Annotated in this window: 2 protein-coding genes; both read left to right on the plus strand. The window is 53.1% G+C overall.

Annotated features, from left to right (window positions below; genetic code table 11):
* The first annotated feature begins 84 nt into the window (after positions 1–84).
* Positions 85–597 (plus strand): DsrE family protein, encoded by a 513-nt coding sequence (locus AB0J58_RS45025; RefSeq protein ID WP_364227995.1) that lies wholly within the window; start codon positions 85–87, stop codon positions 595–597.
* A 422-nt stretch (positions 598–1,019) separates the two neighbouring features.
* Positions 1,020–1,442: sulfur transferase domain-containing protein (locus AB0J58_RS45030; RefSeq protein WP_364227998.1), on the plus strand; the 423-nt coding region annotated here is incomplete at its 3' end.

Consider the following 1,442-nt stretch of genomic DNA (forward strand, 5'->3'; position numbering starts at 1 on the left):
GCCTCAATCCAGTAACTGTGTTGCACTCAGCTCCTGCAACCGCCCATCCTTTTATTGTCGGCTCTAACCGCCGGGCAAGCTACCTTGGCGGAAGAATATCAGAGCGCCCAAAAAGCATCGCCGGAGTGGCGGACACCGGTTATCGCCGAATATGGAAAAGTACGGCCATACCCGGATGCTGCCGCACAGCTTGATCCGGAGCAGACCTACAAAGTTGTTTTCAATGTCACTAAAGCTGCGCAGGATGAGAACAACGTGGTGCCTGGGCTGGAGAGTGCGGCGCGCTTTGTAAACCTGGCGGGACTTGCCAAAGTTCCAGGCAAAAACCTGGAACTGGTGGCCGTTCTCAACGGGCCGGCCACCTCTGCCGCACTGGGCGATGATGCCTATCTAAAACGACATCAACGCACGAACCCAAACCGCAAATTGATTGCTGCTCTTAATGAAGCAGGTGTCGACGTCATGGTGTGCGGCCAAGCCTTGGCACATAAAGGTTTCTCGACCACCGAAGTTGCGAATGACGTTACCGTCGCGGTGGCCGCCCTGACGGTTTTAGCGAAGTACCAGAGTGCCGGTTACGCGTTAATCCCCAATTGAGGTAGGGCTAATAGAGCACGCCACAAGCAAGGGATTAATTTCAAAATTTAATTCGCTAATGCTTTGCGTCAAGCATTTGCGGCTGTTGAGAGCGTGATGTGGTGCCGGGATTTGGACAAGCGGCGCAATTTGTAAAATTGGCGGGGCTTTATAAAATTTACAGCGGATAACCGTTAGTCACGAGCTCACCGCCTTTGCTATACCGAGCAACAAAACCTACCCTGACCCCTCACTGAATTAATGACTATGCACAGTGGAATGCCCGTTTATGGCGCGTGGCCAAGCTAGATGTTTCGCCATCACTAAACTAGGACAGACGTTACCACATTCTAATAAATTCTGGAGCGCTTTGCGGGCTGCCGATCCCTATCGTGGTACTTTTTTTTGCAACCCTTAAGCCAGATCAAAAGGAGGCGAAACAGATGACCAAATTCCGCGAACTTTTCCCTGGTATTTGGCTGGGTCCTCAACCTGCGTACGAGGATTTGTCAGAGCTTGAAGGACAGGGAGTGGAGGCGGTAATCGATTTCCGCATGCCGAGCGAGACACTCTCTTCAAATGCGGAACTCACCAAGCGGCACGGCTTCAGCTACATCAATATTCCGCTCAGTCGAGACAATCCTGATCCGGACGCCGTCGAGGAGTTAGATCAGGCGCTGAACAATCAGCCAGGGCCGTACTTATTGCACTGTGGCAGCGGTATACGCGCCATTACAATCTATCTACTGCGCGAGGCCAAACGGCAAGGATGGTCGGCGGAGCAGGTCGAGAACGAGGCGAAAGAGCGCGGCTTTGATCTCACGGGAGCGCCGGGTTTACTTCGCCTCACTCGAGACTACCTGGCT

The organism is Streptosporangium sp. NPDC049644, assembly GCF_040675205.1.
Taxonomy (GTDB): Bacteria; Actinomycetota; Actinomycetes; order Streptosporangiales; family Streptosporangiaceae; genus Streptosporangium; species Streptosporangium fukuiense.